The organism is Bordetella tumulicola (assembly GCF_054779135.1).
Genome location: NZ_BAAGYU010000010.1, coordinates 464,272 through 489,694, shown reverse-complemented (window position 1 = coordinate 489,694; position 25,423 = coordinate 464,272). Strand labels below are relative to the sequence as shown.

The following is a 25,423-nucleotide window of genomic DNA, read 5'->3' as shown; positions in this document are numbered from 1 at the left end:
TTCCTCTGGCGTGTGACGTGCTTATATTCGGCTACCCAAGGTGCGCTCAAACGCTTTGCGCAACGCCTCAATTTGCCCGTCCAAACTGGCCTCCACCATGCCGATCTCACTTTCGAGAATGCAAGCGCCGCGCAACACACGACCGTCGGCGATGATATCCAGATAGCCGACGCCGGGATACGCCACCAACAGATCGTTGACACACTTGCGTACCGTCTCGACCTCGTCGGGATGCAAACGCAGTGTCATCTGCTTTTGATTGCGTACGACGGCCAGAGCGTTGCGCACGACAGCCATGACTTTTTCCCGATCATCAAACCCCTCGACGACCTTGCGTACAGCCTGCATCACGAGCTCCACCATCGTGTTCTCTACGCCGGCGAAGTAATCGACGGTACGACCGACGGTATCGATCATTTTTTCAGCTTGATCCAACAACGCAGAGGCTTTGCCCTCTGCGTATCCACGCGCGCACTCGGCGTCGAACGCCGCCTGAGCGCTCGCAACAATGGCCTCGGCTTGGGTTCGGGCATGTGCCAGCAGGGATTGTGCCTCTGTCCACGCGTACCGATCGACACCGCGCAACACGTGAACGCCCGAATGCAGTCTCGGCAGTTCACTCGAGGGAGAAAGGGGTATCAACGGATCTCGTGGAAGAAGGAACACCATGTCGCATCCATTTTTTTCAGCACCGCAAGACACAACTCCCATGCCGCTTCGGCAGTCAATGGCGAATCACTTTCCCGCACATCGCTGGGTAGCTTGAGCTCTATACGTCGCATCACCTGCGCCGGGGCTCCGCTGACGCAACGTAGTAAACAGCCATATCCGAGGGACTCCAGTACTTTCAACATATCCCTCTCGTGCATCAACGCTGCGCCGCCGTCATACTCATGAGCGCCGCACGGCACGGTATCGTGTTGCACGAATCTCAATAGATCACTTCCGAGGGATGCTCTTAGCGCCCGCACCCGTGGGCCCAGAATCGTTTGCCTCAACGAAGGACCACACAAAACAGCACCCACGCGACGGGCCAAGGTTGTCAGACTGGCCACGGGCAATAGCCCCAACGCGAGTTCCGGGTGATGAGTCTCGTACACCATCCCTAAATCCAGCCTACGCAGAATGTGGCGCGACCAATGCTTGTGCCAAATGCGTTGCCAATCTCTCGTCATCGATGTCGACGGGGTCAGATCAAGTGTGGCGAACGCGGCATGTCGACTTGGATGCAGCGTTCGGCTGGGTAGAAAATTAAACTCCAACATTCGCCCTGAAAATAGGCTTGGCTCGATCACGAACTTCCCCTTTCAGGCAGCGTCGGTTCATTCGCTTGCCTCGTTGATCTGAGCACACCTTGGTTCCTTGGTACGCTATCTGCCTTGGTCGACCAACGGTAGCGCCAAAGGAGATAGCCGACCGCACTTGTCAGCAAGAGCACCAGCCCTCCCAGCACGGCCCAGCCGAAGATCAGCCGCGTCGTCGAGCCTTCGGTGACCTCGATACCGAGTATTTGGTGCAGAGATGCCGGCGACTCGCGATTGATGATCAAAGGCTGCGCCGCGACCAGAGCGATAGACACCCGATCCTCGGTCAGACCGGGAATCGCATGCGTGACGAGCTTGCGAATCTGTGGTTGCAAGGCGTCCAGGTTGTAGCCCAATTGGTGTTTGATAAAAACAGCCGCCGTTGAGGGAGTGGCGTCCTCGCCGACACCGCCACGCTCAGGCAGCACGACGTGTACGCGTGCCGTCACGACACCATCCATCTGGGTCAGCGTCCCAGCTAGCTCCTGGGACAGGGCATAGACGTAGCGAGCCCGCTCCTCCAAGGGAGAGGAAACCAGGCCCTCCTTGCGGAATATCTGTCCCATCCCGTCAAATCGATCTCGCGGCAACCCACGCGTACGCAGGATATCCAGCGCGCGAGCCACATCATGCCCCTCGACCGAGACGGCCACACCCGTCTTAGTGACGTTTTTTGCGGCGTTCATGCCCGCGTCCAACAGTACCGACAACACCTCGTTGGCTTCGCCCTCACTGGCCGAAGAAAACAGATCAACGCGTGCGCTACATGCAGTCAGCAACATGATCAGGCCCAGAAATAATCTGCGCATCATCCTGAGCGGCGCACTCGGCGCTGCTGCGGATTGCTCAAAGGCCCTGTACACCATCAAGACATCCTGACCAAAGTGTCAATATTCTGCGTACTGCGTGCGACGGCCTTACCCACCAACTCGTACTGGACGGAGACCTGCAACATCTCGGACTGCACTTTGAGCATGCTCGCGGTCGAAGGCTGGCGAGCCAGGTCCGTCAGGCCCGCCGTCACGTTCTGCCACTTTTGTGCGTAGTCGGCCGAAGCGGATTGCAGCCCTGTCAGAATTTGATTCCCCAACGTTTTCGTCTCGTTGGACGACGCCAGTACATGGTCGGGTAAACCCATGTGTGAAGCGGGTGTCGCCACGGAAACGGGATCGGGAGCGCTCATGACCGCATTGAAGCGTTGTGTGACCAACTCGGTCGCTGCGGTTGAGCCGACCGCCGGCAACGCGGGTACTGACAGCGCGGGTGCCAGTGCAACCGTTGCCAAACTGGAGATATCCATGCTTAATTTTCCTTGGGTAGACCCAAAAGTGTTCGTGCTAATTGAGGTCCCGGTCCGTGGCCTGGGGCAACCCGCTCGAGTAGCGCTCGGCTCTGAGCATGATGACCCGCGAGTTGCAGAGCCAAACCATGCCAAGCGTGCAACACACCCGTCTCGTCTTTATCCAGGCAGGACGCCCGCTCGAGGAACAGGACGGCTTCGTCGGCACGACCGGCATAGAAACGTGCCAAGGCCTTTCCAAGCCAAGGGTAAGCGCGGTCCGGCCGCAGGCGACACAAGACGTCGAAAACTGCATCGGCACTCGCTACGTCGCCTTGATCGGCCGCCAGAAATCCGACCTCCGTCAACAGCTTGGCGTCCTCGGCAGAAAGTACGATGGCTGTCTCACCCGAAACGGATGTGCCGACCTCCGATGACGGCCCTCGATCCTCAGGGCTATGCATTTTGTGTCATGCCGGATCGCGTTTGGTGATGAGACTCAACATGCCCTGCGCCCGGCGCTCCAGCTCGAGGTTGTCGCCTGTCTGTGCCTCTCGCAGCAGACTCTCCAGCGTACGGCAGGCGTCATCTCGTCGCCCCGCACCGACGTGGCATTGGGCGATGCGTTGTGTGGCCTCGAACGAGCCAGGAAATAGCGTCGTACAAAGGGAATACATACCAATGGCCTCATCCAGACGGCCAAGCATCTGTAGACTAAGTGCCAGCCCATACAGATAGTGGCGACGCGTTGGGCCGTATTGAGCAAGAAAGGCGAATATGGGTAAGGCACGATCGTACTGACCCTGCGCAATATGGGCATGAGCCAATGCATAGATCAGCTCAAGTTGGTCGCGCGTAAAGCGCTTGGTGGAGGGAAGGTTCTCGAGGCTGTCATACAAGTGCTGACCTTGCGCGGAACGCCCAATCGATGTCGTCTTATTCATGATGCTCTCGCGATGAGAATCAAACCGGCGCGCGCCGGCCGATATTGGTCGATATCTGCGACAGGCTGGCATACAGGTCTCTGATTATCTGGCTGGCGGCCTGCATACTGTTCTGGACTTGTTCGAGGACATTGCGCATGGTGTCCTGGTCTTGCTCTATACATTTCTGCGCGACGAGCTTGTTCGCCTTGAGCTCCAAGGTAGCGGCCTGGATTTCACTGGCCTGCGCTGTAGTCACCGCGGTGGAAATTTTCATTGCTCCCGTGGCCATCATCGTCCCCCCTTGCACCACCTGGCCGCCACTTCGGACAATCCCATTGGTGATCGCCATTGCGGACGGCACGGCGCCTACCCCTCCGGAACCCACGACAACCACAATGCCCACCGTGAACGCGGCGACCATACCCACCACGGCACCCACGATCGCCGCCGTTTCTGGACTGGCTCCCGCCAACTCGCAAATGCCCGTTGCCATCGTTCCTACCATCTGGGGTTCGATCAGTAACAGCACAGGCAGCGCAACCGCAGCCACCCCTACCAGCACTTTTCCGATTTTCTCGGCTTCGTCCTGCTCCACACCAAAAGTCTTCAGCAGCTGGACAGATCCGCTACTGACCAAGTTGCTCAGGCTGATTTCCGGTCCGCCGAGTTCTTTTGAGGCCTGGTCGGCAAGCGACATCGTGGCGCCAATCAACGCCATGACCGATAGCGCCAACAAGGGGATTGCGGCACCTCCGGAGGCAATAGCGGCGACAGCTGTCACGGCGACGATCGCCACGGAGACAACGACGGCCATGATCTTTCCAACCCAACCGAATATCTTGCCCAATTTTTCGCTTTTGTCGGCCTCCACGAGTTTGGCCCGCAAAGCTTGAGAATTCAGCTGTGTGTTCTCCAGATTCTTGTCCATCTTGGACTTGTTCACCAGGACGTTGTCCTTGAGTGTTTCCAACCGCTCTTGCTGCATTTTGGTGCTGAGCCTGACTATCGCCGAGAACATATCGTCTGGAGAAAGGGCAAGTGAGGGCAACGCGAGCGATGGGGCACCGTGATCATTGGATATCCCGTCGTCAGTCTGGCCTTTTTCCCCTAGGGGTCTATCGCTGGTATGCGCATCGGCCAATAGCCGGGCAATATCGTTAAGCGTCGCCGAAATAGTCGTTTTTTTTGCACTCGCAGCGTCCGGGAAAAGCCGCTCGAACTCACTATCTGACGCCGATGCCAATGAGGAGCCGAACGAGCTAGGTGGCGAAACCGACATTTCAGGGCTCCATGTGGACTAGATATTGCGGGCAATGCCCTGATTGGTTTGCAGTCGTGACTGTTCCATGCTCTGCAGCTTTTGCAACACGTCACGGATGATGTCCATCATCTGCTGCATCTCGTCGCTGAGCTGCTGCGCCCTGGCATCATGCGCGCGCGAGGTAGCGTCGAGCTCGGTTTTTTCGGCGCTGAACTTCGCCGCCTCACCCTCGGCGACAGACTGTACGACGCCGCCCGCTCCCCCCGTGATGCCCGATACGCCCTGGCCAAACGCCGTCGACATATGCGCCAGACCATTGAATCGGTCGACCGTGCTCTGTAACGCTCTGGCCCCGTCAGAACCCGACTCCAATTTCGCAATATCTAACGACGTAGTCGCCGCCTTGGCACTAAAGACGCCGGAAGCCACTCCGCTCGCCGTCATCGCCACGCCGCCTACCAATTGCATGCTCGCCGCAGCAATCTGCCCCCACTTGCGGTTTTTTGATTCGCTCAGTATGGCGTCGGCCGCGTCGTACTGGTTGGCAACCTGATTCTGGATCTCGGTCTGTCTGATATCGCGATCGCGAACACGCTGGTCAATCGCGATACGCAGCAACAAGTCCAGGATGGAATAAATATCAATGCTGAGATCTTCTGTCGTGAGGTCGCTCAGCGAGGCTTGCGTTGACGAAATGACAGCGTCCAAATGCGTTGGTAACTCGGGGACCGGAAGCAGGTCGTCTGATAGGGAGTCCGCGAAGGACTGTTCTGCAACATCGGCAGGGACATCCAGTCGGGCCTGCTGCGTCACCGCACGATCAACCGTGCCGATAAAATCCGTGGCGGGCAAGCCATCCAGGCTGGAACCCGTCACGCTGACATTCGTTTTAGAGACCATCATCGGACGCTCCGTCTTTAGTGGGTTGCTTGCGCTGAAGGGCAAGTCGCAGCACCTGCGCCCGCATGAACGCAGGGCCTTGGGTATCGTCGGCGCACATTTCCAGCACCAGCGCGAGAGAGTCCCTGGCCTCGGAAAAGCGCGACATGGCAATCAGACACTCCGCGGCGTGCAAGATGGGGCGTGGATCTTCCACCCATGCGACTGCGGCAACCATGTAGTGCTGTAGTGCATCGGTATAACGCTCGAGCATCTGGCATGAGCAGCCCAGGGAAAACACATAGCGAGGCTCAAGGTGGTCTTGCATCACAAGCAGCGAAAATACCTTGAACGCGTCGCTATATCTCCCCTGCTCGTATAGGCCATAGCCCATGCGATACAGCGCTTCGCGCTCGTCTACCGTCGTTCCCCAATAGGCATCGCCCAGTGTGCCGCCTGATTTCAGCAACTGTGAGAGCGCATCAGATACGCCCCGCGCGTCTGGGTCGATGCCGTGGACAGATTGACTTGTCATGAGATGCGGCTTCGTTAGACCATGGTTCGTGAGCGCTTTGGGCCTTTACCTGCCGTATCCTGCTCAGGACGAATCTCGGCTTTCCTTTTGTCGACGTCCTGCTTGATGTCACGCAAGGCCGTCTCGAACTCGGCGGAGATATCGTCAGCGAGATCTCCTGTGACATAAGACGACAGCACGCTGCGTGCCCGGGCAGGATCCAAGCCTTGATCCTGAAAAAATTGGTCCGTGTTGGCTATTGCACCGCGAACTTGGATGAGTAATTGCTCTGTGGCCTGCTGCATTTCTGTCGCTTTCCGTATCGCCGCTGACATAAAGAACCGCCTTTTCACAAAGAATGGGAATGAGTAACGTCAAGACCAGACAAGTTCCATCGAACAACAAGAGAATTTGCATCCGGGGCCGAGGCAGGTCGCCTCAACGCGTGTTGCTGATGATGGCGGACTTGTTGTCTTGCTCTTTTTTAGTGGTGTTGCTCATGAGTTCAAAAAACTGCGTGCGCTTTCCAAAGGTCGATTGCAGCGTGAACATTTCCAACTGTGCGATCGCTGTGCCGCTGTCGAGCTGCCCCGTTACCTTGGAAGCTGCGGTTTCCAGTTCACCTTTAGTGGCGGTACGGTCTCTAACTTTTTGTGCCAATTCCGGCATCCCGGCCTGAGTCAGAAGGTCAGGCAGGCTGTCGACATCCGCATCAGGCAATCCTTTGGCAATCGTCGTGTCCGGCTTCGCGTCGGCAGCAAATTTTCCTACAGCGCCGTTCACGCCGGCCAATACGTCCTTTAGTTTGCCGGCATTGTTGTTCCGTGCCGTCATGGCTTCCATTTGGCTGGACATCCGCTCATCCAGCAACCCTAGCAACGCATAACAAATGGCCATCAATCGCGTCTGAGGATCCAGACTATCTGTCTTGATATCGGAAACACCGCTGGCACCAGAACTACCTATTGCCATATTCATGCTGATTCTCCTAATTCGAATGGGGCGCTTGAGAGCCGTCGTAGATCTCAGTCACACAGTGCATAGGTAACGCCAGCATTCAGTGAGTTCCAAAATTTCGCGGGCGCACGTTTTAAGACCGACCATGGAACCTTTCTCTTTGCACCGTTACTACAACCTACAGCAGGCTTTACCTACGGCAAGAAGGTGCCGCCATGAACTCAGTAAATCCCTCTCTATCCAGCAAAACGTCGCTTTCCCAAGCGGAGCTCATCCGATCCGAACCTCGGAATCCGGACTCTGGCTTGCTGTCGGGACACAGTACTCATGTCTCCCATGGGGAGTTCTCCTTGATGGAGTCGGCCGAAGAGATCACCTTTCACATGGCCCACAAAATCGAAGACAAGCTCCATTCCGAGCGCAAGATCCGCGGGGAGACTCCGGTTGACGAGATCACCACCGAATCCATTCTTGCGCATATGGCACAGGCCTACGAGGCTGACGCCCAAGCCAAGCTCAACGAGATCGCCGCAGGCATATTGGCCGGACGAACCGACCCTCAACTGGCCGCGACGACGTTCTCTTCCGACCGCACCCAGCAATACCTCGCGTTGCAATACGTTCTGCGCAGAGGCAGGGAAAACGCGGCACCGGACGACATTCTGGCGAGTCTTCTCGATGCGCTATCAGAGCTGGAAATTCAGCACGGGCCATCCATCCGGGCGGGAATCAACACAATCGATGCGGCAGCGGCGTTTGCTCAGACGCCATCCGAGGTCACCCAGTTCCAAGCCACCTATCGGGACGTCGTGCTCGGCGAGGCCACGCTGGCGAAAACGCTGGCCATGGCATTATCTCGATTTGGCGGGGAACGCATAGCAGAGGGACTGAAAAAACTGATTCAGGCGTTGGGACTGGATCTCGCAGCAGCCCGACCGTCGGTCAGTACCCATCGCATTCATGCCTTGCTACAGGACATGTATCACCTGGAGGTTGCCGTCACGATTCTGGATGGCTGCCGCGACATGGGGGCACGACTGACCGCGTCAGCCCGTGCGACCTTTGATCCAGAGCGGCTGATGCATGAGCTTGTCGATATCAGCGGCGAAAAATGGGTACCGGAATCCCGCTTCTCCGGTTTGATGAATGATCATGGCGTTCAGACCTTGCCGGATAGCATCACCTTCTTGAAAAGTGTCCGCCGTCTCCTCAGCGATCTACCCGTACAGATCTACCCCGACCATGAGGCGAGGGAGTTCGCACTCGAGGCAGCCCAGTTTGCACTTGATTCGGCAATAGACAAGGAAAACCCATGAGCCGTTGGGCGATCGCGCTACAGCAGCTCGGCGAGCAAATCAATATGCCCGCGCTAGCCTTCAACGACAACGGCCGGTTAACACTGGAAACCACGACGGGTCGGTGTTTTGCGGCGGAGACGGTAGGTGACGGCCTGTTGATATATGCCTCGGACCCCACCCCCTACGATGGTCCGAACCGACTACTACGCGCCTGGAAACGCACCTATCTCCATCGTCTGAATGGCCGGCCTGTACAGACCGCTTTGCGCGAACACGATGGCGTGCTTCGTCTATTTGCCGTGGTGCGATTACAAACAGACGAGTGCTCTGCCCATGCGCTGCGCGGCGCTATCGATGACGTGTCGCGCTGGCTCGATAGCACCCGGCAACCTTAAGGCCAAGGAGAGATCATGCCAGCGATACAAACGAGCGCTTTGTCATTCGAACGAGGTATAGACGGCATCAGCCACGTCAGCCGTGACAACGATCATGAACCGTGGCCCGATCGTCAATCCCTCTCGCCTGCGTCAAGCAGTGTCAAGGCGCACCTGACCGAGCTACTCGCCCCACCCGACACGACGCGCTACCTGAACACCATGCTGCAGCCCACGGTCAGCAATCCCGCCTTGCTGACGCCCGCCACCTATCATGCGACCTTGTCCAACGCTCTGCAGAGTCTGCGCACGGCAGCAAGCTCCACGAACGAGCACAGCCGCCCACTGAGTCGTGCCGCTCGACTGTTGACCGAAGAGCTTGGCCTGCGCGATCTGGCACAAATATACCGCAGTGCACTTTATCAAGGCTGATGAAAATCATGTCGCTCAGCACCGATGCCCACGAATTACTTGGCCTACTGGCTCACCTTTATCTCGAAAACAATCGTCCCGAGAAGTCGGTCGTTCTGCTCCAGGCCCTAGACGCCGTCGGGCTAGCCTCGCGTCGCGATAATGTCACACTCGCACTGTCCCTCCTGCGCACAAGTAAGCCGGAAGAGGCAATGGACGTTCTGGATCGACTGGCGCTTAATGGCGCTGTCGACGCCCCCTTTCATTTGATCCGGTCTCAGACACTGCACGCGCTGGACCGTTACGCCGAAGCGCACGCCGCCATGCAAGCCTACATCAGTCTTCGCGTGCGCAATCACGAAGATCCAATTCCGCAACAATCCTCTCGTAACGCGCACAAGACGCCTGCGGCAGGCGCGCCAGCTTAACTCCCCTTCATGCAACTACTTAATCGCGCAGTATCAACCGCCACTAGCCGCAACGACATAGTCCTTGCGGTGCTGATCGTGTCGATCATCTTCATGATGATTCTGCCGTTGCCCACCGCACTGGTCGACATATTGATCGGCACCAATATGACCTTGTCAGCAGTCTTGCTGATGGTCGCGATGTATCTCCCCTCGCCGCTCGCTTTTTCGTCGTTTCCGTCCGTTCTGCTTATCACGACACTGTTCCGACTTGGGATATCCATTGCCACGACGCGCTTGATTCTTCTCCAGGGAGATGCCGGGCACATCATCGAGACGTTTGGTAATTTCGTTGTCGGCGGCAATCTGATCGTCGGCCTGGTCGTCTTCCTCATTCTTACCATCGTGCAATTCGTCGTTGTTACCAAGGGCGCCGAGCGTGTAGCGGAAGTAGCTGCACGGTTCTCTCTGGATGCCATGCCGGGAAAGCAGATGGCCATTGACGCGGACCTGCGCGCCGGCACCATTGATATGAACGAGGCACGTCGGCGCCGTCAGTTGGTCGAAAAGGAAAGTCAACTCTATGGTGCCATGGACGGCGCGATGAAATTCGTCAAAGGAGACGCCATTGCCGGCCTGATCATCGTCGCCGTCAACCTCCTGGGCGGCATACTCATCGGAACGATGCAACGCGATCTGACGGCCGGCGAAGCCGTGCAGGTGTATTCCATCTTGACGATCGGCGACGGCCTGATTGCCCAGATTCCCGCGCTATTCATCGCGATTTGTGCTGGCATCATTGTCACGCGGGTACAGACAGGCGACGGTCCGTCCAACGTCGGCAAGGATATCGGCGCCCAGATTCTGGCTCAACCTCGTGCATTGCTGATTGCGGCGGCGATCGCCATAGGCATGGGCCTCATTCCTGGTATGCCGACGCTCACCTTTCTGTCATTAGCGGCCATCGTCGGAACCGTCGGCTTTGTGCTCTTGCGAGGTACACGTAAAGTCGTCGATGCCAAAACGGGCAAGATCACAGAGATCCCGGCGTTGGCCGCGGATGGGCACCCAACGGAATCAAACGCGGCTCGTGATGGCATGGCCGAGTTTTCTCCCACGCTGCCCCTCATGATCGACGTCGCCGCGTCGCTGCAATCCTATTTTGACGTAACGGAACTCAATAGCGCGCTGCTCAAGATTCGGCGGGCGCTGTACTTCGATATGGGCATCCCCTTTCCTGGGATTCAGCTTCGATTTAACGAATCTATCGCACACGAGTCCTATCACATTCTGTTGTCGGAGATTCCCGTGTCACAAGGCAGGTTACGTCCAGACGCCGTACTGGTTCGCGAGACAGAAACCAACCTGCAGACGTTGCAGATTCCCTACGAGACCGACAAGCGCTTTTTGCCGAATCTACCGACCATTTGGGTTGGCAATGTTCATATACCGACGCTAAAAACCGCCAACATTCCCTTTATGGACGTACACCAAGTGCTTACGTGGCACCTGGCGTTTGTCTTGAAGAAATACTCGTCGGATTTCATTGGCATACAAGAAACCCGCTTCTTGCTGACGGCCATGGAAGACCGTTTTCCCGATCTCGTCAAGGAAACCATACGCGTCATGCCCGTGCAACGCGTCGCTGAAATCCTGCAGCGCCTGGTATCCGAGGATATCTCTGTACGTAATTTGCGCACCATCCTGGAGGCCCTTATCGAATGGGGACAAAAAGAAAAGGACTCAGTTCTGTTGACGGAGTATGTGCGTGTCGCCCTCAAGCGCAACATCAGCCACAAGTACTCAAGCGGCCAGAATATTTTGCCCGCCTACTTGTTGGCTCCTCACGTCGAGGAATCCATACGCGGCGCCATCCGGCAGACCTCTGCCGGCAGCTATCTGGCAATGGAACCTGCCGCCTCTAAATCGCTGGTCGAGAACTTGATTCGCACGGTGGGCGATCTGTCATCGGCGTCACAAAAACCTGTGCTCCTGACCTCGATGGATATCCGTCGCTATGTACGGAAAATGATAGAGCAGGATCTCTACGACCTACCGGTACTGTCTTACCAAGAGCTCACCGCGGAGATCAACATCCAGCCATTGGCTCGTGTCGAGCTGTGATCCGGAAGCCATCCATACACCCATCATGACCCAAGCCCTTGAACTACGCGTCCTGATAGGGTTGCACCGCGCAGCGCGGTGCGCAGTGCATGACGGCGCCACTATTGGCTCCGATCCCGAGTGCGATATCGTGCTGACCGACGAGGGCATTGCGCCTCGTGCCGGACGTATCCGGCTCAAGGAACAAGGTTGGTTACTCGATACCGATGATGCCACCCCCGACGGCATGGCGACCATTCCGTGGAATCACGGCACTTCGATCGGCAAAGCCTGGATCGCCATCGCACCCTGCGACGCGCCCTGGATCACGCCCGATCTCGATGATGCGGCGGCACAAGTCAGAGCGCAACATTCAGCGATGCACGATCGAGTAGGCAGCGGCCCACGCGACAGCGGAGTCACGAACCGCCCCTTTCCCGAAAGGAAACGCTCCCGCGCTTGGCCCGTTCAACTCGGACTTGGCGCAGTAGGCCTGGCGATTTTGACGGCAGTGGCCTTGATCCCCTTGTCGACTGCCACGATAGCTCCCCAAAAAACTTCACGACAAACCCAGGCCGAACAATCGTTGGGGAAAATTTCCGCCGCCCTGGAACGTCTCGGCCTGGCGTCCAGTCTACACGTCACGCTCTCGAAAGCCGGCTCGGTGTCCGTGTCAGGGTGGGTCCGCGATAAAGCCCAATACGAAGCGACAGCAATCGCGCTGTCGCGAATCTGGCCCATGCCAGCCATGCGCATCAGCATCGAATCCGACGCTATCCTTACCGCACGTTCTATCTTGCAGCGATTTTCCGTCAAATATGACCCACTCTATCAAGGCAATGGACGACTGGAGATCGTAGGCGTCGCGACCAGCGCGCGCGAACGGGTGGCGGCATTGGATGCAGTACGCGCCCAACTATCTGGAATGACTGTTTTGGGCAACAACATCGAACTCGCCCAGGAGCTCAGCGAGCGGCTTTCCGAGAAGCTGGTCAGCCTCGGACTGTCTGGTGTCACTTTAGTCTGGAAGGCCGGACATTTAGAGATCTTGCCACCCGCATTTGACGATGCTCGGGAAAAGCAACTGGATACCGTGGTCGACGAATTCAACAAGAAATACTGGAATATTGCCCAGCTCGGCAGTGCCAAGCCCGAGACCGTCGCCGATAGCGTGCCATTCGCTATACGCAGCGTTATCGGAGGTCCGCAACCCTTTATCGTACTCGCCGATGGCAGCAAAATCTTGGTCGGCGGGATGCATAAGAAATACAAACTGATCGCCGTCGAAGACAAGCGACTTATCTTCGACGGGCCACGTCGGGCCATTGTTACACGCTAGTGCCAGCCTCGTTGAGATGCATACTCAAACACACATGAATACGATGAAAACCGCCGCGATGTGCACCGATCTCGAGTCTCGCCTTGCCTCGCCTCAAGGAGAGACATTACGTGAGTCGTATAGAAAACAGCTACTCGCGATCGCGACAGATATACATATAAAGATCGGCAAGGGTGTTACGCCAACCGACTATCCGATTGCCCGTGCCTTGGTCAACGCCGTAGAAGCAGCGCTCGACGTACTCGATCGCCATGCCGTAAAAAAAGGAGAACGATAGACACGTTCGTCCCGATCCATTTCCATCTCAAATACAAAATCGTCTGCTCTCATTGAACGTTAGGAGATATCCATGAGTCTACTATCCGGCATTTCTGGCTCAGCTGGCTTGAGCTTTACCACAGTCAACAACACCATCAATTCTGCCCTACAGACGCAGGAAACCCGATTCAAGTCGACGCTGTCGTCGATGCAGACCGACGCCGATGGCAACATCTCACAGGTTGATCTGCTGCGCATGCAACAGCAAATGGCACAGTGGTCATTATTGGTCGAAACGCAAAGTACGGTCATCAAGCAAATTGCAGACGCGTTGAAATCGGTCATCCAGAAATCAAGCTAATGCCGTGATCTCGGCGAGACCGGGCGATCCGCCGAGACGCTCACACCGTACGCAGGCTGAGCGCCAGCTCACCGCCTGCGCTGTCAACGTTGTGCGCCGCACGCGATAAATTTGACTCCCAAATTTCGACTTGATCCAGCAAGCATTCGATCGCCGATAACAGGCGAGTCGCCTGACAGTCCGCCTGCGGCACGCCAAGCTGCAGGATCAAACGTCCGTCTGGCGCCATGCACGCGACTGTACCTCCTGCCGCCTGCATGAAATTGCTGCTTGCCATCAGCATCGCCTGAGCCGCAGTAATGCCGCTCGAGCTCACCGTACACGACAACAAGATATGGTCACGTGCGCGGAAATTCACAATCGTTACAACATGCCTGCTGTCAAAAATCAGTTGGCAAATCCCGTCGTCGCCGGGTGCCAATGCGGGCATCCCTAGCAGTTGACCAACATCAGACAGCAGATACGCAAACGAGGAGTTCGGCACAGTATGGTTAACGAAACGACGCGGTGACTATAGACATATAGGGTACAAGCGCTGCTCATTGAAAAATGATGCACCGAGCGCAACATTTCAACAAGTTCGCAAAATTATCACAATAGAGATCCAGAAGATATAAGTAATTTCGGCAAATCAACTGCTGGGCAACGATCTCTCTCCAGACGCTCGGATAACAAGTTTCTCGCACAGGTTCCATTGAACAAGATTTCTTTGATGCTCAACGGAACCACCTCTAGCAAGCTGTCACTAAGAATCAGTTGTTTCGTAATCTGGCCAAACAACTGCTCGCATTACTACATCACATCGCATAAAAACTGGCAGCTCGCGACCTGGACTTTCACTGGTGCCGCGATTACTTCTGGAGTCACCATGAAGTTTGAAGAATTACTCACGGCCCTCGGTCTTGCATCACAAGAGCAGGTGGATGAAGCCGTCAAGGCTGGCGCGTGCTCTCTGCAGTTTGATAAAAAAATTACGATCAATATCGAGCATGATCGCAATACCGGCACCGCACAAGCCTACTGCGAGGTTAGCCGTGTTCCCGCCACCCACAAGGACGCATTCTTCGCTGTGTTGTTGCAGGCGCACATGTTTGGAACCGCCACCGATGGGTGCATGTTCGGATTCGATCCAAACCAGCACCATGTCATTTTGTTCAAGACACTGCCGCTGGATCTTCTGGATAACACCGCCGCGATTTCACAACTGGAAGCGCTCGTCAATCAATCGATACGCTGGAATGCATATCTGCCACAACTCATTGACAGTTGGGGCGACCGCGTGACTCAAGAGGCCCTGAGCACCGCACACGCCATGGCCGTTCGTAGCTAAGAAGAACCCATTATGACGACTTCAATCTCTCAAGCCATCTCGATCGCGGCCAGATCCACCTCCATGGGTGTTCAGTCGGCAGCGTTCTACGCCCTGGACAAATCCGACATACTCAATAGCCTGACCTCGCGCATCACGGGAGGATCAATCAATCGCTATACGCTGGCGCAATCCGTGATTCAGCAAGCAACAGAGCTCGCGCTGGAAATCCCCTACTGTCGTAATGAAATACAGCGCATTGCGGATTTGCAGTTTGGTCTGGGCCAAGTGGACGGCGTAAATTTCGCCAGAAGCATCATCAACGTGCTTCGCGAGACCAATGAAGCAGAAATCAACGAGAGCCTTTCCCAGGTACTTGGCCCCATCCTGGAACAGATGGGAGCGACACAAGCCATCCCCTGGACGATGATTGCGCCCACGATCACCCTTTCCCAGGGCGTTTTCGCCAGCCATATCGGTGCGAGACCTGTCGAGCGTTTCCTGGCGACATATATCAAGACCTTCGGCTGGAATATCGCCAATCAACACATCCAGACCGCGGCACAAGAGCAGAACTCGATTGTTCGCGCCGGCATTGGCTGGGTAGCGAGCTTTGTCCAAGGCCTCATTCATCGAGGTGTCGTCGAAGACCCGCAATTTCAGGATGGCCACTATCCTGAACATGCGCTTGTCGTTGGCTGCCTGCACGCCTATCTGTCCAACCAAGCCGATTGCCGGGCGGCGATTGACGCCTATACGCCGTCGACTGCATTGCTCAATGGCCAGTCCATACGAGATGTTGCCGCCCTGGCGAGCGACTTTGCGACACATCGCACCGTGTTGGCAGCAGAGGCTCTCGAGGTTTCGGCACAAAACCTGGTTCTTGCAGGCGAAATGGTCAAAGCCGCTGAGGAGGCCGTCAAGTCAGCCGAGAATGGCAGCGAGGCGCAGGTTGATGCTCAAAGCAACCTCAGGTTCACGGGCAACGCCCTCGTGAGTCAGGCCGGGGAGGAGGCCCTGGCAAAGGCGGCATATCAAAGCGCCTGCACCGCGCGAGATATTGTCTTCGCAGCGTCGGACCTACTCGTCGACAAACCCGAACGAGACGCGGACGAACGGATAAAAGGAGCAATACGCACCTTGCTGAACGTTGTCTTGAAATCACAAGGCGTATCGATCGACGAATCAGGCTATGTCGCGACGGGGGTACGGTATGTGATCGACACAGCCGTCGTCCCGGCCTTGGCCAATAATCTGCAGGCTGACAATCATCTGCCGGTACAGAACATCATTGGCACCTATGCTGCACTGCATGATAATGACCTATCGGCGCTGCAATATTACCTGTCTGCCCAGCTCAATTCTGCCTTGGCCAGCCGCGCCGTGAGGAACGGGGTACCGGTGTCCTGGTTCGAGGACACCGCATCTCGCGCCGCAGTAAAACTGGCAGTCTCCCATCTCGATCTATATATTCGCAACGGAGACTTCCACCAGCCAGAGAGTCCTGAATATCGCCTAATCGCGGACGTTATCAACACGACCGTCACCAACAATGAATCCTATACCACCGCAGCTGAGTCTTATCTACACAATGTGGCCCAACGTGAATCGGGCAACTATATTGCACTCCAGAACGTAGGGGCGACCGTCGCCGTTGCAGCGATGGGGCTCGGAGGCGCGGCCTATTCGGTTGCGAATTCAGTTGCCGAGGCCGGCCGTGACTATCGACGCGACCTCGTGACACAACTCAATGAAGTCGGCGTCACTGAAACACTGAAAAATGCAACGATGAGGGTAGGTACGGCCATTCCCTCCTACGTATCACGCGTTACGAGCCACATCGCGACTAACCTTACCACGAGTATCGTAAATCTGATGCCAGTCAGCATCTGCTAACTGCGGCAGTCGCCAAATCACGGATCCGCATCAATCCCTCCCATCGCTTCATCTTGCCCGGGCTGCAGGCGGCCAATCTTTCCATCACACCATGGTTGTTAGAATGTCCGTTCTTGATGGACTGAAATCCGTCGGCAGCACGGGTTGACTCCATCCGGTTCAATGTGATTTCCAGGGGGGCGTGATTGATGGAAGAGAAACCAGAGAAGAAAGACCCGATGATCCCCGATGGCGATGTCAATCCCATCGAGACCGATTATCAGATCGGACAGGACAACATCATCGTCAACGTCGGCCCATTCGGTCTCGACATTCACAACCCCGTGTTCGGCATTGCAGGGGGGCTGGTGGTTCTATTCGTGGCCTTGACGCTAGGGTTTCACGATCAAGTCGAAACGCTATTCAGTGGCATGAAGGACTGGCTAACGTCCAATCTCGATGGGTTTTTCCTCGTCGCCGGCAACTTTTTTGTATTGGTATGCCTAGTCGTCGCCTTTTCGCCGCTGGGCAGGGTGCGGCTGGGAGGTACTGAAGCCAAACCCGATTATTCCTATGTCGGCTGGTTCTCGATGTTGTTCGCCGCGGGCATGGGCATCGGATTGATGTTTTTCGGCGTCTCCGAGCCCTTGACACATTTCAGTACCTCACTCGCGGGCATTGAAATGGCAGACGGTGTGCGCACCGACTGGGCACCGCTCGGGGCCGCTGCCGGTGACGCGCAAGCCGCCGCGCGCTTGGGCATGGCAGCAACCATCTACCACTGGGCGTTGCACCCGTGGGCCATCTACGCCATCCTCGCCCTTGGGTTAGCTCTGTTTTCGTTTAACAAAGGGCTGCCCCTTACAATCCGGTCGGTGTTCTACCCACTACTGGGCGAACGCGTGTGGGGCTGGCCGGGACACATCATCGACATTCTTGCCGTGCTGGCGACGCTATTTGGCCTGGCTACTTCGCTGGGCTTTGGCGCCTCGCAGGCCAGCTCGGGCCTGCATTTCCTATTCGGCACACCGGAGGGCATCACCACGCAGATCATACTGGTCATCGGTATCACGGCCATCGCGCTGGGCTCCGTTGTCGCGGGATTGGATGCGGGCGTCAAGCGCCTGTCCGAAATCAATATGGCGCTGGCACTGCTATTGTTACTGTTCGTCATCGCGGTCGGGCCGACGCTGGATATCTTAAGCGGCTTTTTCTCGAACCTCGGCGCCTACCTCGAGTACCTGCCCGCGCTGTCCAACCCCGTAGGTCGAGAGGACACTAATTTCCTGCAAGGCTGGACGGCCTTTTACTGGGCATGGTGGATCTCTTGGTCGCCCTTTGTCGGGATGTTCATCGCGCGCGTTTCGCGTGGCCGCACAGTACGTGAATTCATCATCTCGGTCCTCATCGTGCCCTCGCTGGCTTGCACGCTGTGGATGACGGTCTTCGGCGAGACCGCGATTTCTCAAGTTGTGCAGAACGGCTATGAGGCTGCGCGTGATGCCGAGTTGCCGCTGCAGCTATTCATGATGCTCGATGCGCTGCCATTGAAGGAAGTTACCTCCTTTATCGCCATTGTGTTGGTAGTCGTATTCTTCGTCACATCCTCCGATTCGGGCTCGCTCGTGATCGACGTGATCTCCGCTGGCGGCAAGGTCGATGCGCCTGTCCCTCAACGTGTATTCTGGGCCATATTTGAGGGGCTTGTCGCCATTGCGCTGATTTTCAGTGGCGGGCTGGTGGCCTTGCAAGCGATGGCGGTATCGACCGGTTTACCGTTTGCCATTGTGTTGCTGGTATCAACGATAGCGATCGTCAAGGGGCTGATGTCGGAGCCGCGACGCTAAACGTGCCCGCTGGCCCGGCGACACAAATCGACTGGGCCAGCAGGCGACAGAGATAATCCCGCCATCATTGCCGTATCCGAACCATGCAGATCGAGCAACTTGAAGTCATCGATTTTCTCCTGGCTCGCTCCCCTTTTGACGCGCTGCCGCGGGAGACGCTGGAGCACTTAGCCGCCGCCGTCGACGTTTGCTATTACAAGTCAGGCGAACAGATCGTCGAGTTCGGGCAGGCGTCCGAGTTCTGGTATGTGATACGTAGCGGCGCGGTCGAAGTCTTTCGACGTGACGGAACGCTATACAACCGCCTGACATCAGGCGGGTATTTTGGCGAATTTGGTCTACTGCGTCACGGTCGGGTTCGTTTTCCTGCGCGCGCGCTGGAGGATTCGCTGATCTACCTGATTCCGCAGTCGGTGTTTCTGGACTTGTTCGAAAATCATGAAGCGTTCGCGGATCATGTTGAGCTTGAGGACCGCACACGACTGCGACAGGTCATGTCGCGCCGAGAAGATGCCAATGAGTTGCTGTCAGCGACCGTGGACACCCTCGTTGGGCGCGAGGCCGTAACGTCAAATGGTAGTGCGAGTGCGCGCGAAGCTGCCCAGCGCATGACACAAGAGGGCGTGTCCTCACTGCTGATCATCGACGATAATCCGGACGTACCCGAGTTGCCATTGCTGTCCGGCATCGTCACGGACCGTGATCTGCGTACCCGCCTGCTGGCGCCTGGTCTGGATCATGACACGCCGGTAGCCGAGATCATGACACCGCACGTGGTAACGATAGCGCACAACCAGCTCATCTTCGAAGCCATGCTGGCAATGCTGCGCCACAACGTGCACCATTTGCCAGTCATGAAGCACCAGCGTCCGATCGGCATCGTCGCACTCTCGGACATTATCCGCTACGAATCGCGCAACAGCCTGTTCGTGGTCGGGAATATCTTTCGTGCACAGACGGTGGATGAGCTGGCCGCGCTAGTGCCGGACGTACGTGCCTGTTTCACGCGCATGGTGAATGAAGACGCCAGTGCACGCATGGTGGGTAACGCAATGACCGCGATCGGACGTAGCGTCAAACAACGTCTGCTGGAACTCGCCGAAGCCGAACTCGGCCCCACACCGGTACCCTATTGCTTTCTGGCGCTAGGTTCAATGGCTCGTCAGGAGCAGTTGATCATTACCGATCAGGACAACGCCATCATTCTGGATAATCGCTTTGACCCCGCTCGGCACGGTGACTGGTTCAACGCGCTCAGCACGTTCGTCTGCGACGGACTGGCGCGCTGCGGCTATACCTACTGTACCGGCGGAGTGATGGCGAGCAATGAAAAATGGCGCCAGCCGCTTGCCGCATGGGAGCGTTATTTTACGGATTGGATAGAGCGCCCGACTCCCGAATCACTGCTTCATGCCGGCATTTTCTTCGACCTCGATGGCGTATGGGGCCGCACGGAATGGGTCGTGCATCTGCGCGAACTGATCGCGCGCAAAGCGAAGGGAAATTCGCGATTTCTCGCCTGCATGGCACGCAATGCGCTGCTGCGCACACCACCACTGGGTTTCTTCAAGGACTTCGTTGTCGAGTCTGACGGCCGCCACACCCATGCGATCAATATCAAGCGTCGTGGCACCGGACCGCTGACTGACCTGATCCGCGTCCATGCACTGGCGATCGGCGCGCAATCGCTGAATTCCTTTGAACGAGTGCGCGAAATCATCGATGCGGCCATCCTGCCGCTGGGAAGAGGGCAGGATCTGTACGATGCGCTGGAATTCATCACAACGGTACGAACTCGCCGCCAAGCCGATGATCTGACTGCGGGCGACGAACCCGACAACAGCATCGAACCCGAGAAGCTATCGGAGTTCGAGCGCAAAAATCTGCGCGATGCTTTCCTGATTCTGAGCAACGCGCAAAAATATCTTAAGTATCGTTATCAGCCCGGTCGGGCCAACTGAGTACAGGAACGTCATGCTGCACCTGGGGGACTTACGAACCAAGCACGGAAATCGCCCGGATGCGCAGGAGCAGGACTGGCAACAACGTTTTGCGACACTGGCTGACACGGCACAAGATCCGCGCCTGAGAGCCTTCTATGCACAGGGCATACCGCCAGGTGACAGCTTCTTGCAGGATGTCCCGATGGCTGCGCTCGATGTGGAAACCACCGGCCTCGACATTTTGCGCGACGAAATCGTCAGCATCGGCGTTGTACCGATGACAATGACACGTATTCAAGCCAGCGCATCGCGCTACTGGGTGGTTCACCCCACCGGCGAATTGACGCCAGAGTCGATAACAATCCATGCAATCACGCACTCGCAGATCGAAACGGCCCCTGATCTGAGTGTGGTCCTTGAAGAAGTGCTGCAAGCGCTGGCAGGCCGTATTATCGTCGTGCATTGCCGTGCAATCGAACGAGGTTTTCTGGATGCTGCGCTCAGGACCCGCATTGGTGAAGGCATAGAATTTCCGACCATCGACACGATGGAACTCGAAGCGAGGCTACACCGCAAATCTCCCAGCCTGTTGGCCCGATTAATGGGCCGCCCTAAGCAGACCGTTTCGATCCGGCTGGCGGCCAGTCGAGCGCGGTACCGACTGCCACGCTACCGTGCCCACCATGCGTTGACTGATGCATTGGCCAGTGCTGAACTGTTGCAAGCTCAGGTGGCGCACAGGTTTTCCGTAGAGGCGCCACTACGTACGCTGTGGACCTGAAATACACGCCATCTAGATGCTATGTGAACCCGCTCACGCGGGATTCCGTGGAGATTTGAGTGGTTTGGAACCTGCATGTAGGCGTTATTGAAAAACGCCAGGCTCGCCTTGCCCTGGGTAGACTTCGCTGATCAAGCCATAACTGCCCGGCAGATGTAACAATCGAAACCGCTGCATCCAAATGCCTACCCCGCGTGTAGTACCTATGACGGCGCCTGCGGGTCGAGCCGTCACTTCTCATTTTTCTGCGGGAGACTATTCATGAAGATCCAGCGTACGTTCACTGTGCCGGCCACGGTCGGCCTGTTCGCCGCCACCATATTGACGGCCTGCGGCACTATGGCCTCCAAGCCAATGAGCTATTCACAAGAAGGCCTGCCGGCCAGCATCCAGGTGCCCTCCGGCAATAAGGTCGCCTGGGAGACGGTGGGCTCCGGCGACATCACCTACGAATGCAAGGCCGGAACCAGCGGCCAACCGGGCTGGATGTTCATCGGTCCCGATGCCATGCTGAAAGATCGCCACGGCAAACAAGTGGGTAAGTACTACGGTCCGCCAGCCACCTGGGAAGCCATGGACGGATCCAAGCTGACCGGCAAGCAACTGGCCGTGGCACCGTCGGGCGAAGGCAACCTGCCCTATCAATTGGTGCAAGCCAATCCCGCTATGGGCAAGGGCGCGATGACGGGCGTCACATACATTCAGCGCGTGGCGCTCAAAGGCGGGGTAGCGCCGAACATGCCTTGCAACGCGACATCGCTGGGCAAGCGCAGCGTTGTCCAGTACCAAGCGGACTACATATTCTGGAAGGCCAACTAAGAGTTCGAAATGCCATCGTCAAGCATTTCCCGGTAAGATGCGGCAACAACGTGGACCGGCGTATCCCGCCGGCCTCCGCTTAGCTGCGAGGTGCCATGCCGGGTCTGCCTGATGAGGAATTCGACTACGAAGCTGCAGTACGCGGATGCGCGGCGCGTCACCGCGACGCACTCGAGCATTTGTACCAACGCGAAGGCGCCCGCCTGTTGGGAGTGGCCCGCCGTATCGTGGGCGACGCTGCCGTGGCAGAGGACATCGTGCACGATGCTTTCATCAACATCTGGAACCAGGCCTCGGGCTTCGATCCCGCCCGAGGCTCAGCGCGCGGCTGGCTTTACAGCATTACTCGGCACTTGGCGCTAAATTTTGTGCGCGACCACGCGCGCCTGGTGCCTGTCGATGAGGCCGTGGCCGCACGTCTGGACGCCGATGTGGCCTTGCAGGACTGGCGCGATCGCCACGGGCTGGCCTGGGCCGACTATGCAGGCCGCATGGGGCCCTGCCTGGACGAACTGCCCGCCGAACGCCGCAACTGCATCGTACATGCCTATGTCGAGGGCCTATCGCATTCCGAGATTGCGCAGCGGCTGGGCACGCCGCTAGGCACGGTCAAGGCCTGGATCACACGCAGCCTGAAGGCACTGCGGGACTGCCTAGCATGACCACGCTTCACGACAATCCGCCCGACGACCTGGACGCCCTGGCGGGAGAATATGTACTGGGCACCTTGCCGGCAGAACAACGCCGCCAAGTGCAAGCGAACCTGCCGCATGATGCGGCGTTGCGCACGGCGGTGTTGTATTGGGAAGAACGACTGCTGCCCTTGGCCGACTTGGCGGCGCCGGTGCAGCCCTCATCCGGACTCTGGCTCCGCATCCAAGGCAGTCTGGCGGACCCCGCGCCCACAGTCTCGTCCCGGCGCGGCACACGCCCGTGGGCTGCGCTGTGGGCCAACCTGCCATTCTGGCGTGGACTGTCTGCTGCGGGGGTGGTCGCGGCAGCCTTGCTGGCCGCCCTGCTCTTGTTCCAACCCGCCGGCATGCCGCCACAATATGTGGTGGTGCTGGTGGCACCGCAATCGCAGGCGCCTGGTTGGGTCATACAGGCCCAGGCTAACGACGCAGTGCAATTGGTGCCGCTCGGACGCACGCAGGTACCGCCAGGCCGGGCGCTGGAGTTCTGGACCAAGGCCGACGATTGGCCCGGCCCGGTATCGCTGGGCCTGGTTCAGCCCGGCCAGACGATCCGCATCCCGCTAGACAAACTGCCGCCGCTGGTGCCCGATCAGCTCTTCGAGCTGACCCTGGAACCGGAAACAGGATCTCCTATCGGCCGGCCAACCGGGCCCATCCAGTTCATCGGCCGCGCGGTCAAGGTGATGTGATAACGATATCCCGGCGCCCTTTAGCCCTGCTTGGAAATCGTTAGAGGCTTGTGATCCCCAATGCCTGGAAACCCTCAAAATCGTCACGGCATTAACCCGTAGTCGCGGGTAAACCCCCACGAAAGTGCCTTGACCGCAGTGCTCGTTGAGTACATATTTTCGTTTACGAGAATTCTCATATTCGATAAATAGCGTTGTTGAGCGAAAAGGTGGCGTTTCATGACAGTAGGGAAGGTGTACGACTATCTGATCATCGGTGCGGGGATTGCGGGTGCGTCGCTGGCCTATCGATTGAGAGAACGTGGCTCGGTCCTGGTCGTCGAGTCGGAAAGCCAAGCGGGATATCACTCTTCTGGACGTTCCGCGGCGATGTTCATGGAAACCTACGGCACGGCTACGGTCCGCGCATTGACGCGGGCCAGCAGAGCGTTCTTTGAAGCCCCGCCAGAGGGTTTCTGTGAACATGATCTCTTGGCTGACCGAGGCGTGCTCTATATCGCGCATGATGGGCAGGAAGCCCTATTGGCCGAAACATTTGATCAACTGCAAAAAACAGGATCAGCGGTACGTCAAGTCACGGCAGATGAGGTGGTTTCCCGCGTTCCCTGCGTGCGCCGGGACGGTCTGATAGGCGCCATCGAAGAAGCCGACGCCAAGGATATCGATGTACACGTTTTACTGCATGGATTTCTGAAGGGCGCCAAGCAAGCCGGCGTCGAGTTTTGCTACAGCGCCTCGATTGTCGGCGCCAAACGCGAAGACGGCCAATGGCGTGTTGATCTCTCCTCGGACGCCACCGTTGCAGCCAAGAATGTCATCAATGCCGCAGGAGCATGGGGGCAACAGGTCGCAGATCTGTTTGGCGCCACCCATATCGGCTTGCAGCCAAAGCGCCGCAGCGCTTTCACATTCACGGCGAAGAACAGCCAAAATACGGGGTGGGACGACATAGAACGATGGCCGGTAGTGGCAGCCGTCGATGAGTCGTTTTACTTCAAGCCCGATGCCGGGCAACTGTTAGGGTCCCCTGCGAACGCCGATCCCATCGATGCGCATGATGTCGTTGCCGAGGAACTGGATATCGCGATAGGCATTGACCGCATTACCACCGCAACCACGCTGGATATCCGGCGCCCTAATCACACGTGGGCCGGCTTGCGATCATTTGTGCCAGACGGCGATTTTGTGATCGGCTGGGATAAGAATGTCAGTGGGTTTTTCTGGTTGGTTGGCCAGGGTGGATATGGCATTCAGACGTCACCGGGAGCGTCGCTACTGGCGGCCAACTTGATCCTTGGTGAATCACTGGACCCATCCCTACAGGCCGAGCATCTGGATGTCTCGATTGTCTCGCCCGCGCGCTTCAGCGCCGAGTGAGTCTAACTGGTTTATTAAACATAGAGAGCCTTGATCATGAGCATTGAACGTTACGAGTCGCCTTTGGGCCTGCCTTTCTCACGCATGATTCGCGCGGGAGGCTTTGTCTTTTTCTCTGGGCAGATTCCGATGGATGCCCATGGCAAAGTCGTCAAGGGTGACATCAAGACGCAGACGGCCGCCGTGATGGAACGACTGAGTGACAGCTTGAAGGAAGTCGGCCTGGGTTTCGAAGATGTGGTGAAAGCCACGGTGTGGTTGTCCGATCTTGCGCTGTTTACCGATTTCAATGAAGCCTATCGTGGCTATTTCACGGCCGGCCTGCCTGTTCGTTCAACCGTCGAGGCCAAACTCGCCATGGGCGTGGATCTGGAAATCGAAATTCAGGCGTTGGATCGCTGACCTGATCCAGGAGAG

The 25,423-nt window shown here is 57.2% G+C and carries 30 protein-coding genes; 18 read left to right on the top strand and 12 right to left on the bottom strand.

Translation table 11 applies throughout. The annotated features are described in order from the left end of the window. Positions 1 to 21 precede the first annotated feature (21 nt). The 11 genes from ACYVDM_RS19520 to ACYVDM_RS19470 form a co-directional block, all read right to left on the bottom strand. A complete protein-coding gene (locus ACYVDM_RS19520) occupies positions 22 to 642 on the bottom strand; it encodes an HrpE/YscL family type III secretion apparatus protein (RefSeq protein WP_460475443.1) in 621 nt (206 codons plus the stop codon). Then, entirely contained in the window at positions 639 to 1,265 is a 627-nt protein-coding gene (locus ACYVDM_RS19515; protein ID WP_415788858.1) for a SctK family type III secretion system sorting platform protein, read from the bottom strand. Before ACYVDM_RS19515 ends, ACYVDM_RS19520 begins: the two co-directional genes overlap by 4 nt. A 26-nt stretch (positions 1,266 to 1,291) precedes the next feature. Then, positions 1,292 to 2,116: a type III secretion system inner membrane ring lipoprotein SctJ gene (gene sctJ, locus ACYVDM_RS19510; protein WP_415787929.1), complete on the bottom strand. Its 825-nt coding sequence runs from the start codon at positions 2,114 to 2,116 to the stop codon at positions 1,292 to 1,294. A gap of 53 nt (positions 2,117 to 2,169) precedes the next feature. Next, complete coding sequence (sctI, locus tag ACYVDM_RS19505) at positions 2,170 to 2,604, bottom strand: type III secretion system inner rod subunit SctI (protein ID WP_415787927.1); 435 nt, start codon at positions 2,602 to 2,604, stop codon at positions 2,170 to 2,172. A 2-nt stretch (positions 2,605 to 2,606) separates the two neighbouring features. Continuing rightward, positions 2,607 to 3,047, bottom strand: a complete 441-nt coding sequence (locus tag ACYVDM_RS19500; protein ID WP_415787925.1) for a hypothetical protein — start codon at positions 3,045 to 3,047, stop codon at positions 2,607 to 2,609. Positions 3,048 to 3,053: 6 nt separating this feature from the next. Then, complete coding sequence (locus ACYVDM_RS19495) at positions 3,054 to 3,527, bottom strand: tetratricopeptide repeat protein (protein WP_415787923.1); 474 nt, start codon at positions 3,525 to 3,527, stop codon at positions 3,054 to 3,056. A 19-nt stretch (positions 3,528 to 3,546) separates the two neighbouring features. After that, positions 3,547 to 4,788, bottom strand: a complete 1,242-nt coding sequence (gene sctE / locus ACYVDM_RS19490) for a type III secretion system translocon subunit SctE (protein ID WP_415787921.1) — start codon at positions 4,786 to 4,788, stop codon at positions 3,547 to 3,549. A gap of 18 nt (positions 4,789 to 4,806) precedes the next feature. After that, positions 4,807 to 5,673 (bottom strand): type III secretion system translocon subunit SctB, encoded by an 867-nt coding sequence (gene sctB / locus ACYVDM_RS19485; RefSeq protein WP_415787919.1) that lies wholly within the window; start codon positions 5,671 to 5,673, stop codon positions 4,807 to 4,809. Continuing rightward, complete coding sequence (locus tag ACYVDM_RS19480; protein ID WP_415787917.1) at positions 5,660 to 6,184, bottom strand: SycD/LcrH family type III secretion system chaperone; 525 nt, start codon at positions 6,182 to 6,184, stop codon at positions 5,660 to 5,662. Before ACYVDM_RS19480 ends, sctB begins: the two co-directional genes overlap by 14 nt. 14 nt (positions 6,185 to 6,198) lie before the next feature. Next, positions 6,199 to 6,468: a hypothetical protein gene (locus tag ACYVDM_RS19475; RefSeq protein ID WP_415787915.1), complete on the bottom strand. Its 270-nt coding sequence runs from the start codon at positions 6,466 to 6,468 to the stop codon at positions 6,199 to 6,201. Between the two features lie 133 nt (positions 6,469 to 6,601). Further along, the gene (locus tag ACYVDM_RS19470; protein ID WP_415787913.1) at positions 6,602 to 7,141 is read right to left on the bottom strand and encodes a hypothetical protein; all 540 of its coding nucleotides are present in this window, start codon (positions 7,139 to 7,141) and stop codon (positions 6,602 to 6,604) included. Positions 7,142 to 7,335: 194 nt separating this feature from the next. Here ACYVDM_RS19470 and sctW point away from each other — a divergent pair, with 194 nt between their 5' ends. The 8 genes from sctW (at position 7,336) to ACYVDM_RS19430 (ending at position 13,671) form a co-directional block, all read left to right on the top strand. Beyond that, positions 7,336 to 8,436: a type III secretion system gatekeeper subunit SctW gene (sctW, locus tag ACYVDM_RS19465; protein WP_415787911.1), complete on the top strand. Its 1,101-nt coding sequence runs from the start codon at positions 7,336 to 7,338 to the stop codon at positions 8,434 to 8,436. After that, positions 8,433 to 8,813 carry a type III secretion system chaperone family protein gene (locus ACYVDM_RS19460; protein WP_415787909.1) on the top strand — a complete coding sequence of 127 codons (381 nt, stop codon included), beginning with the start codon at positions 8,433 to 8,435 and terminating at the stop codon, positions 8,811 to 8,813. The genes sctW and ACYVDM_RS19460 overlap by 4 nt, the downstream gene beginning before the upstream one ends. Positions 8,814 to 8,828: 15 nt before the next feature. Continuing rightward, on the top strand, positions 8,829 to 9,224 hold the full coding sequence (gene sctX, locus ACYVDM_RS19455) for a type III secretion apparatus assembly protein SctX (RefSeq protein ID WP_415787907.1): 396 nt from the start codon (positions 8,829 to 8,831) through the stop codon (positions 9,222 to 9,224). Between the two features lie 8 nt (positions 9,225 to 9,232). After that, positions 9,233 to 9,631 (top strand): type III secretion apparatus assembly chaperone SctY, encoded by a 399-nt coding sequence (sctY, locus tag ACYVDM_RS19450; protein WP_415787905.1) that lies wholly within the window; start codon positions 9,233 to 9,235, stop codon positions 9,629 to 9,631. A 9-nt stretch (positions 9,632 to 9,640) separates the two neighbouring features. Then, positions 9,641 to 11,734, top strand: a complete 2,094-nt coding sequence (gene sctV, locus ACYVDM_RS19445; protein ID WP_415787903.1) for a type III secretion system export apparatus subunit SctV — start codon at positions 9,641 to 9,643, stop codon at positions 11,732 to 11,734. A gap of 25 nt (positions 11,735 to 11,759) precedes the next feature. Further along, complete coding sequence (gene sctD, locus ACYVDM_RS19440) at positions 11,760 to 13,052, top strand: type III secretion system inner membrane ring subunit SctD (RefSeq protein ID WP_415787901.1); 1,293 nt, start codon at positions 11,760 to 11,762, stop codon at positions 13,050 to 13,052. Between the two features lie 34 nt (positions 13,053 to 13,086). Further along, on the top strand, positions 13,087 to 13,329 hold the full coding sequence (locus ACYVDM_RS19435) for a hypothetical protein (protein ID WP_415787899.1): 243 nt from the start codon (positions 13,087 to 13,089) through the stop codon (positions 13,327 to 13,329). Between the two features lie 72 nt (positions 13,330 to 13,401). Then, on the top strand, positions 13,402 to 13,671 hold the full coding sequence (locus ACYVDM_RS19430) for an EscF/YscF/HrpA family type III secretion system needle major subunit (RefSeq protein WP_415787897.1): 270 nt from the start codon (positions 13,402 to 13,404) through the stop codon (positions 13,669 to 13,671). Between the two features lie 40 nt (positions 13,672 to 13,711). Here the strand turns inward: ACYVDM_RS19430 and ACYVDM_RS19425 are convergent, their stop codons facing one another. After that, positions 13,712 to 14,155 (bottom strand): type III secretion system chaperone, encoded by a 444-nt coding sequence (locus tag ACYVDM_RS19425; protein ID WP_415787895.1) that lies wholly within the window; start codon positions 14,153 to 14,155, stop codon positions 13,712 to 13,714. Positions 14,156 to 14,539: 384 nt separating this feature from the next. Between ACYVDM_RS19425 and ACYVDM_RS19420 the strand changes: the two genes are divergently transcribed. The 10 genes from ACYVDM_RS19420 to ACYVDM_RS19375 all read left to right on the top strand — a co-directional run bounded on the left by ACYVDM_RS19420 (position 14,540) and on the right by ACYVDM_RS19375 (position 25,408). Next, positions 14,540 to 15,001, top strand: a complete 462-nt coding sequence (locus tag ACYVDM_RS19420; protein ID WP_415787893.1) for a type III secretion system chaperone — start codon at positions 14,540 to 14,542, stop codon at positions 14,999 to 15,001. Between the two features lie 174 nt (positions 15,002 to 15,175). Next, on the top strand, positions 15,176 to 16,876 hold the full coding sequence (locus tag ACYVDM_RS19415; protein ID WP_415787891.1) for a hypothetical protein: 1,701 nt from the start codon (positions 15,176 to 15,178) through the stop codon (positions 16,874 to 16,876). 188 nt (positions 16,877 to 17,064) lie between these two features. Continuing rightward, a complete protein-coding gene (locus ACYVDM_RS19410) occupies positions 17,065 to 18,702 on the top strand; it encodes a BCCT family transporter (protein ID WP_415787889.1) in 1,638 nt (545 codons plus the stop codon). Positions 18,703 to 18,785: 83 nt separating this feature from the next. Beyond that, positions 18,786 to 20,663 carry a DUF294 nucleotidyltransferase-like domain-containing protein gene (locus tag ACYVDM_RS19405; protein ID WP_415787887.1) on the top strand — a complete coding sequence of 626 codons (1,878 nt, stop codon included), beginning with the start codon at positions 18,786 to 18,788 and terminating at the stop codon, positions 20,661 to 20,663. 13 nt (positions 20,664 to 20,676) lie between these two features. Then, on the top strand, positions 20,677 to 21,426 hold the full coding sequence (locus ACYVDM_RS19400; RefSeq protein ID WP_415787885.1) for a 3'-5' exonuclease: 750 nt from the start codon (positions 20,677 to 20,679) through the stop codon (positions 21,424 to 21,426). 261 nt (positions 21,427 to 21,687) lie between these two features. Then, positions 21,688 to 22,245 carry a DUF3455 domain-containing protein gene (locus ACYVDM_RS19395; protein ID WP_415787883.1) on the top strand — a complete coding sequence of 186 codons (558 nt, stop codon included), beginning with the start codon at positions 21,688 to 21,690 and terminating at the stop codon, positions 22,243 to 22,245. A gap of 95 nt (positions 22,246 to 22,340) precedes the next feature. Continuing rightward, positions 22,341 to 22,907, top strand: coding sequence for a sigma-70 family RNA polymerase sigma factor (locus tag ACYVDM_RS19390; protein ID WP_415787881.1), 567 nt, complete (start codon positions 22,341 to 22,343; stop codon positions 22,905 to 22,907). Continuing rightward, the gene (locus ACYVDM_RS19385) at positions 22,904 to 23,629 is read left to right on the top strand and encodes an anti-sigma factor (RefSeq protein WP_415787879.1); all 726 of its coding nucleotides are present in this window, start codon (positions 22,904 to 22,906) and stop codon (positions 23,627 to 23,629) included. Before ACYVDM_RS19390 ends, ACYVDM_RS19385 begins: the two co-directional genes overlap by 4 nt. A gap of 219 nt (positions 23,630 to 23,848) precedes the next feature. Continuing rightward, positions 23,849 to 25,006: an NAD(P)/FAD-dependent oxidoreductase gene (locus ACYVDM_RS19380; RefSeq protein ID WP_415787877.1), complete on the top strand. Its 1,158-nt coding sequence runs from the start codon at positions 23,849 to 23,851 to the stop codon at positions 25,004 to 25,006. Positions 25,007 to 25,039: 33 nt separating this feature from the next. After that, on the top strand, positions 25,040 to 25,408 hold the full coding sequence (locus ACYVDM_RS19375; RefSeq protein ID WP_415788856.1) for a RidA family protein: 369 nt from the start codon (positions 25,040 to 25,042) through the stop codon (positions 25,406 to 25,408). Positions 25,409 to 25,423: the final 15 nt, after the last annotated feature.

Excerpts from the sequence above, each read along its gene's own strand:
- ACYVDM_RS19495 (WP_415787923.1), bottom strand. The coding sequence starts at position 3,527 with ATGAATAAGACGACATCGATTGGGCGTTCCGCGCAAGGTCAGCACTTG.
- ACYVDM_RS19470 (WP_415787913.1), bottom strand. The coding sequence starts at position 7,141 with ATGAATATGGCAATAGGTAGTTCTGGTGCCAGCGGTGTTTCCGATATC.
- ACYVDM_RS19515 (WP_415788858.1), bottom strand. The coding sequence starts at position 1,265 with ATGTTGGAGTTTAATTTTCTACCCAGCCGAACGCTGCATCCAAGTCGA.
- ACYVDM_RS19410 (WP_415787889.1), top strand. The coding sequence starts at position 17,065 with ATGGAAGAGAAACCAGAGAAGAAAGACCCGATGATCCCCGATGGCGAT.
- sctJ (WP_415787929.1), bottom strand. The coding sequence starts at position 2,116 with ATGATGCGCAGATTATTTCTGGGCCTGATCATGTTGCTGACTGCATGT.
- ACYVDM_RS19480 (WP_415787917.1), bottom strand. The coding sequence starts at position 6,184 with ATGACAAGTCAATCTGTCCACGGCATCGACCCAGACGCGCGGGGCGTA.
- sctI (WP_415787927.1), bottom strand. The coding sequence starts at position 2,604 with ATGGATATCTCCAGTTTGGCAACGGTTGCACTGGCACCCGCGCTGTCA.
- ACYVDM_RS19405 (WP_415787887.1), top strand. The coding sequence starts at position 18,786 with ATGCAGATCGAGCAACTTGAAGTCATCGATTTTCTCCTGGCTCGCTCC.
- ACYVDM_RS19395 (WP_415787883.1), top strand. The coding sequence starts at position 21,688 with ATGAAGATCCAGCGTACGTTCACTGTGCCGGCCACGGTCGGCCTGTTC.
- sctY (WP_415787905.1), top strand. The coding sequence starts at position 9,233 with ATGTCGCTCAGCACCGATGCCCACGAATTACTTGGCCTACTGGCTCAC.
- ACYVDM_RS19400 (WP_415787885.1), top strand. The coding sequence starts at position 20,677 with ATGCTGCACCTGGGGGACTTACGAACCAAGCACGGAAATCGCCCGGAT.
- sctV (WP_415787903.1), top strand. The coding sequence starts at position 9,641 with ATGCAACTACTTAATCGCGCAGTATCAACCGCCACTAGCCGCAACGAC.
- ACYVDM_RS19500 (WP_415787925.1), bottom strand. The coding sequence starts at position 3,047 with ATGCATAGCCCTGAGGATCGAGGGCCGTCATCGGAGGTCGGCACATCC.
- sctE (WP_415787921.1), bottom strand. The coding sequence starts at position 4,788 with ATGTCGGTTTCGCCACCTAGCTCGTTCGGCTCCTCATTGGCATCGGCG.
- ACYVDM_RS19390 (WP_415787881.1), top strand. The coding sequence starts at position 22,341 with ATGCCGGGTCTGCCTGATGAGGAATTCGACTACGAAGCTGCAGTACGC.
- ACYVDM_RS19380 (WP_415787877.1), top strand. The coding sequence starts at position 23,849 with ATGACAGTAGGGAAGGTGTACGACTATCTGATCATCGGTGCGGGGATT.
- sctX (WP_415787907.1), top strand. The coding sequence starts at position 8,829 with ATGCCAGCGATACAAACGAGCGCTTTGTCATTCGAACGAGGTATAGAC.
- sctW (WP_415787911.1), top strand. The coding sequence starts at position 7,336 with ATGAACTCAGTAAATCCCTCTCTATCCAGCAAAACGTCGCTTTCCCAA.
- sctB (WP_415787919.1), bottom strand. The coding sequence starts at position 5,673 with ATGATGGTCTCTAAAACGAATGTCAGCGTGACGGGTTCCAGCCTGGAT.
- ACYVDM_RS19435 (WP_415787899.1), top strand. The coding sequence starts at position 13,087 with ATGAATACGATGAAAACCGCCGCGATGTGCACCGATCTCGAGTCTCGC.
- sctD (WP_415787901.1), top strand. The coding sequence starts at position 11,760 with ATGACCCAAGCCCTTGAACTACGCGTCCTGATAGGGTTGCACCGCGCA.
- ACYVDM_RS19430 (WP_415787897.1), top strand. The coding sequence starts at position 13,402 with ATGAGTCTACTATCCGGCATTTCTGGCTCAGCTGGCTTGAGCTTTACC.
- ACYVDM_RS19420 (WP_415787893.1), top strand. The coding sequence starts at position 14,540 with ATGAAGTTTGAAGAATTACTCACGGCCCTCGGTCTTGCATCACAAGAG.
- ACYVDM_RS19475 (WP_415787915.1), bottom strand. The coding sequence starts at position 6,468 with ATGCAGCAGGCCACAGAGCAATTACTCATCCAAGTTCGCGGTGCAATA.
- ACYVDM_RS19460 (WP_415787909.1), top strand. The coding sequence starts at position 8,433 with ATGAGCCGTTGGGCGATCGCGCTACAGCAGCTCGGCGAGCAAATCAAT.
- ACYVDM_RS19385 (WP_415787879.1), top strand. The coding sequence starts at position 22,904 with ATGACCACGCTTCACGACAATCCGCCCGACGACCTGGACGCCCTGGCG.